5 protein-coding genes are annotated in these 5,636 nt (G+C 67.0%); 4 read left to right on the top strand and 1 reads right to left on the bottom strand.

All coding sequences use genetic code 11. From position 1 onward, the window contains the following. Positions 1-1,578: glycoside hydrolase family 18 protein (locus tag E1263_RS41725; protein ID WP_132177897.1), on the bottom strand; the 1,578-nt coding region annotated here is incomplete at its 3' end. Positions 1,579-1,786: 208 nt separating this feature from the next. Here E1263_RS41725 and ssd point away from each other — a divergent pair. The 4 genes from ssd to E1263_RS43940 are packed head-to-tail and all read left to right on the top strand — an operon-like array spanning position 1,787 to position 5,522. Further along, positions 1,787-2,848, top strand: a complete 1,062-nt coding sequence (ssd, locus tag E1263_RS41720; RefSeq protein ID WP_132177895.1) for a septum site-determining protein Ssd — start codon at positions 1,787-1,789, stop codon at positions 2,846-2,848. Continuing rightward, positions 2,845-4,002 carry a TadA family conjugal transfer-associated ATPase gene (locus tag E1263_RS41715; RefSeq protein ID WP_132177893.1) on the top strand — a complete coding sequence of 386 codons (1,158 nt, stop codon included), beginning with the start codon at positions 2,845-2,847 and terminating at the stop codon, positions 4,000-4,002. The genes ssd and E1263_RS41715 overlap by 4 nt, the downstream gene beginning before the upstream one ends. A gap of 18 nt (positions 4,003-4,020) precedes the next feature. Beyond that, positions 4,021-4,812 (top strand): type II secretion system F family protein, encoded by a 792-nt coding sequence (locus E1263_RS41710; protein ID WP_132177891.1) that lies wholly within the window; start codon positions 4,021-4,023, stop codon positions 4,810-4,812. Next, on the top strand, positions 4,809-5,522 hold the full coding sequence (locus E1263_RS43940) for a type II secretion system F family protein (RefSeq protein WP_238162050.1): 714 nt from the start codon (positions 4,809-4,811) through the stop codon (positions 5,520-5,522). The genes E1263_RS41710 and E1263_RS43940 overlap by 4 nt, the downstream gene beginning before the upstream one ends. Positions 5,523-5,636 lie beyond the last annotated feature (114 nt).

The following is a 5,636-nucleotide window of genomic DNA, read 5'->3' as shown; positions in this document are numbered from 1 at the left end:
TTTGCTCGGCGTCTTCGACGGAGTCTTGCTCGGCGTGGGTGTCGGCGTCGGGGTGGGAGTCGGTGTCGGCGTGGGCGTCGGGGTCGGTGTCGGGTTCGAACCGCAGCCCGGAGTGTCCGCGTTAACCGCGTTCACGACGTGGTTGAACAGAGTGACGCCAGTGTCGAGCGCCTCCATCGAATACATCATTGCGCCGGCCAGACCGTTGCAGTGCGCGTAGTCGGCCTTCGCCTTGATGGACTGCTGGTTGTCACCGGTCCAGAACGTGCCGCCCTGGTAGAACCACGACGACTTGGTGGTGTCGTCCCAGAAGGTCGCAGAGGGGTTGTCGACGAAGCCGGTGAGCTCCTTGTAGAAGGAAACGCCAGGAACGTTGCCACTCAGCGCATGGCCGTCAGCCGGTCCGGTAGCGGTCTGGTACTTGCCGTTGGCCGTGCTGGGCACGCCCTTCCAGCCGCGGTAGTAGAACGGGTAGCCGATGGTCAGCTTGTTCGCCGGGAACCCACCGGGGATGCCGTACGCCGGGTCACCAGTGGTCCACGCCTTGACCGCACCGTCGACGGAGTACTTCGCCGTACCGGGCGGGATCGGCGTACTCGGGTCGTTCGGTGCTTGGTACAGCGGGTCCTGGAAGTTCGTCGGCCCGGTGGCGTCCCAGCCGCCGTGCATGTCGTACGTCATCACGTTGTTGTAGTCGAGGTACTGCCCGATCTTGTTGGTCTCGATCGTGGCGATCTTGTCCTGGCCGGCCGGAGTGGCGGCGGTCAGGTAGTAGCGCTTGCTGGTCTGGCTGCCGTAGGCGTCCAGTTGCGCCCGGAACTCCGCCAGCAGCAGCGTGAAGTTCTGCTTGTCCGCAGCGCTGTAGTGGTTGCCCACATGGCCGTTCGGCGAGCCCGGGTACTCCCAGTCGATGTCCACACCGTCGAAGATGCCCGCTGCACTCCCCGGACCGCCGAAGCCGTCGGCCAGCGGCAGGTTGCCCTTGATGAACATGTCCACGCAGGAGCTGACGAGGGCCTTCCGCTTGGCGTCGGTGGACGCTGCGTCGGAGAAATACTTCGAGTACGTCCAGCCGCCGATCGAGATCAGGATCTTCAGGTTCGGGGCCTTCGCCTTCAGCTTCTTGAGCTGGTTGAAGTTGCCCTGGATCGGCTGGTTCCAGACGTCACCGACACCGTCCACGCTGATGTCCGCGCCGTACGACTTGCCGTAATCGGCGAACGAGTCACCGGCGCCGTCACCGGCGTTCGGGTTGTTCTCGTCCTGCGACGCGGCCGAGTTGGCCATGAAACAGGTGTGGCTGGTCGGGTGGATGTTCGCGAACGCGTAGTTCAGGAAGTCCAGCTTCGCGGCGGCACCCGTGCTGACCAGGTTCTTCGGGTAGAACGCGTTGCCGTAGATACCCCACTGAGTGAAGTAGGCGGTCTTGATGCCACCGCTGGCGACCGGGGCCATCACGTTGGCCTGGGCTTTCGGTGCGGACGGCAGCTCAGCGCTCGCCAGCGAGACGCCGGCGGCGGTGACCAAGGCAGTAGCGGCCACAGCGGCCGTGGCAGTGAGAAAACGCAATCGACTCATGGGCGGGGTCCTCCGGAACTGGGGCGGGGAAAAGCGTCCGGTGAAATTTAGTTAAAGACACTTCGAAAGGAACGGTAACTGTTTCCGACGGGTTGGTCGCGGGCTCACTGTGGCGGATACCCGCTGGTGGCGGAAACCCGACAAGGCGTTGTCCACAGGGCCGTGACCGGGCCGCCGGAACGGCCGCTGTCCGCTGCATCTTCTTGGCATGGAAACCACAGCGCTTCCCCCATCGGTGCTCATGGCAACTACCAACGAACGCTTGCTCGACGACCTGCTGCGGCTGGCCGCGGCTGCCTCGATCACGCCACTCGTCGAGCGTGACCTGCAGGGTCTGCGACGCGGCTGGCTCAACTACCCGCTGGTGATCGTCGGCGACGACCTCGCCGCGGAACTCGCCGGCACCACGCCCGTACGACGTACCGGCGTGGTGCTGGCCGGGACCGGATCCGATGCGCTGTATCGCCACGCCTTCGAGGTCGGCGCGGAGGCGGTCTTCCGGCTACCGGCCGACGAGGTCGCGTTGGCCGGGCGACTGGTGGACACCTTGGACGGCCATCGCCGCTCGGCCGTCACCCTCGCGTTCGTCGGCGGCTGCGGGGGAGCAGGCGCCACCACCATGGCGGCTGCGGTTGCACTGGCCGGCAAGCGCCGTGGCTTGCAGACCATGCTGATCGACGGCGATCCGCTCGGTGGTGGCATAGAGCTTGCCCTCGGCATCGAACGTGATCCGGGGCAACGCTGGCCCGAGCTGCTCAACGCCGCGGGCCGGGTGAGCGCCGCCGCTCTTCGCTCCGCGCTACCGACCGCCAACGGATTGCCGGTACTGTCCTGGGATCGCTCCGATGTCACGGCCTTGCCGCCGGAGACCATGCGCTCGGTTCTCACTGCGGCCCAGGGTGGCAACGACCTCGTCGTTCTCGATCTCCCGCGTCGTCCTGATCCGGCAGTCGAAGAGGCCTTCGTGCGAGCAACAGCGACCCTGCTCGTTGTCCCGTGCGACATTCGTTCGCTGGCTGCCGCCAAGCGCTTGGCCGGTCCACTCGCAGAGGTCGCGGGTGATCTCCGGGTGATCGCGCGTTCGTCCCGACGGTCGACGATCCCTGCTGCCGACACCGCATCGCACTTGTCATTGCCATTAGCAACAAGCTTTGCCGACGAACGCGACCTCCCCGCGGCCATGGATGAGGGCCGCCTCGACCCCAACCCCAAGGGCTCGCTTGCGCGCGCGGCCTCGGTGTTGCTCAACCTGTTCGCTCCCGCCGCATGATCATCTCCGCCACTCTCCTCGCCCAGGTGCGCGATCGCCTCGCCGTCAGCGGTGGCGAACCAACTCCGGCCCGGGTCGCCGCGGTACTACGCGCCGACGGCGGCGTATTCGGCGACTCGACTGTCCTCGCCGTCGTCGCTGCCTTGCGTCGCGAGGCTTTGGGGGCCGGCCCGCTCGACAGTCTGCTGGCCGAGCCGGGCATCACCGACATCCTCGTCAACGGGCCCGACGAGGTCTACATCGACCGCGGTGCCGGCCTCGAGCGCGTCTTCGTCCACACCGGCGACGATGCCGCAATCCGCCGCCTCGCCACTCGACTGGCGGCAGCCGCCGGCCGCCGCCTCGACGACGCCACGCCGTACGTCGACGTACGGCTTCAGGACGGCACGCGCTTTCACGCTGTCCTCGCCCCGATCGCAGCCCCTGGTACTTGCCTTTCCCTCCGAATCCCCGCCGACCAGCTCTTCACCCTCGACACCCTCGTCGAAGCCGGCTCACTCCCGCACGAGGGAGCCGCACTTCTCCGCGACCTCCTGACCTCCCGTTTGGCCTTCCTCATCAGCGGCGGCACTGGCACCGGAAAGACAACTCTCCTGAGCGCGCTGCTCTCCGCCGCCGACCCCAGCGACCGCTTGCTCATCGTCGAAGACGCCAGCGAACTCCGCCCCGACCATCCACATGTGGTCCGCCTCGAAGCCCGTCCGCCGAACGTCGAAGGCAATGGAGAAATTTCGCTCCGTGACTTGGTCCGCCAGGCGCTCCGCATGCGCCCCGACCGTCTGGTGATCGGCGAAGTCCGTGGTGCCGAGGTCATCGATCTCCTGACTGCACTCAACACCGGCCACGAAGGTGGCTGCGGCACGATCCACGCCAACTCGCCCACCGACGTACCGGCTCGCATCGAGGCACTAGGTGCCCTGGCCGGCATCCCCCGAGACGCCATCCAAAGCCAACTGGCCTCCGCTCTCCAGGCCGTCATTCACCTGACCCGCACCCCCACCGGCCTTCGCCGCCTGACCGCCATCCACGTCCTCGACCGCCTCCCGACCGGCGAAGTCATCACCCGCCCCGCAGTCGACTTCCCCCTGGTCGGCCCGCCCATGCTCCACCCACCTGCAACCCGCTTCACCCACTCGACTCCCCAAGCCGCCTAACTCCTTCCAAGGAGTCTCATGAGCCGTTTCCTCGCCACGCTCTGTGTTCTGCTCGCCCTGCATCTCTGGTTTCCGCTGCCGCTTCATGCCTTGCGCCGCTTGACGCCACCTCGTGCCGCTACCCCAACTCGTCCATACACACGCAGACTCCTGCTGCTCCCACCGGCCGCGATCGTCCTGCTCGCCTTCGGGCCACAGGTGTTCTTCGCCGTCGGTGCGCTCGCCGTCATTGCTTTGCTTGCCTTGCTCCAACGAGAACAACACCGCCGCCAGGCAGTCACCACAGCCCGCCGTACGACGGTCATCGAAGCCCTCGATGTCCTTGCCGCCGACCTGGCCGCGGGCCGACCGCCCATCGATGCGCTGGGTGGCGCTGCGACCATCACCCCAGACCTGCAGCCGGCTCACCTGGCGGCCAAGCTCGGCGGCGACGTCCCTGCAGCACTGGAGCTAGCCGCTCAATCCCCAGGCAGCGCTGGCCTTCGCGCGCTCGCCGCCACGTGGCGCGTCGCCGAAGAATCCGGTGCTGCCTTCGCGACCCTCACCGAACGCCTGGCCGATTCGCTCCGCGCCGATGAAGCGATCCATCGCCAAACCGCAGCCGGCCTTGCCGGCGCCCGCTCCTCGGCGCGCATCCTCGCAGCTCTCCCACTCTTCGGCACCGCCCTCGGCTACTCGCTCGGCGCCAACCCGCTGGGCTTCCTCACTGCCACTCCATCTGGCTGGATCTGCCTCACCGCAGGCCTGGCGTTGACCGCTGCGGGTCTCCACTGGACGACCCGCCTGGCCACCGAAACCCCTTGCCTATGACAACAATCTCGCTGGCGTCCATTGCAGCCGGCCTCACGGTTTGCCTCTTACTCCGCACCCCGGCCGACCTCCGCCGCCTAGCTCCGGGCAAGCCCACCCGAGCAGGCCTGCCGCGACCCCACCGCCTCGTGGCGGTAGCAGCAGCCTGCGCTCTCCTGATGTTCTTTCACCCACCCTGGGGCATTGCCCCAGCGGTCGTCGCCTACTTCGCCATCCCGCGCCTGCTGTCCCGCCTGGAATCAGCAGCCACCAAACGCCGCCGGGCTGCCATAGCCAACGACCTCCCGCTGACCATCGAGCTCCTAGCCGCGTGCCTCCGCGCCGGTCGCCCACCTCAACAGGCCTTGACCACAGTCGCTTCCGCCGTCCAAGGCCCTCTCGGCGACCTTCTCTCCGAGATTGCCCACCGTCTGACCCTGGGCGCCGATCCGCAAGACGCCTGGTCGCTCCTCGGCGCGGAACCACCTTGTGCCCCAGCGGCCCGAGCCATCAACCGCTCCTTGACCTCCGGTGCCCCTCTCTCCAGAACCTTGGAACGCCTGGCCAACGACACCCGCCAATCCCGTCACCACGCCGCAGATCACCACGCCCGCACGATCGAATCCCGGTCAGCCCTCCCGCTGGGCCTCTGCTTCCTCCCGGCTTTCGTCCTGCTCTCCATCATCCCCACCCTCGCTGACGCCTTGGTCCCTTACCTTCACGCGCCGTAAAGATGCCTAAGGCAACGAGTTGTCCACACCCCAAAACTTCCTCGCCGATTCGCCCTTCCCCCACTGCATCTTCTTGGCAAGAACCCCAACCCAGGAGGCCTCCCGATGTCCCAC

The sequence above is a fragment of the Kribbella antibiotica genome (assembly GCF_004349055.1).
Lineage (GTDB): Bacteria > Actinomycetota > Actinomycetes > Propionibacteriales > Kribbellaceae > Kribbella > Kribbella antibiotica.
This window is presented reverse-complemented; position numbering and strand designations above follow the sequence as displayed.

Bases quoted from the DNA above. Each gene is read 5' to 3' on its own strand.
- ssd (WP_132177895.1), top strand. From the start codon at position 1,787: ATGGAAACCACAGCGCTTCCCCCATCGGTGCTCATGGCAACTACCAAC.
- E1263_RS43940 (WP_238162050.1), top strand. From the start codon at position 4,809: ATGACAACAATCTCGCTGGCGTCCATTGCAGCCGGCCTCACGGTTTGC.
- E1263_RS41715 (WP_132177893.1), top strand. From the start codon at position 2,845: ATGATCATCTCCGCCACTCTCCTCGCCCAGGTGCGCGATCGCCTCGCC.
- E1263_RS41710 (WP_132177891.1), top strand. From the start codon at position 4,021: ATGAGCCGTTTCCTCGCCACGCTCTGTGTTCTGCTCGCCCTGCATCTC.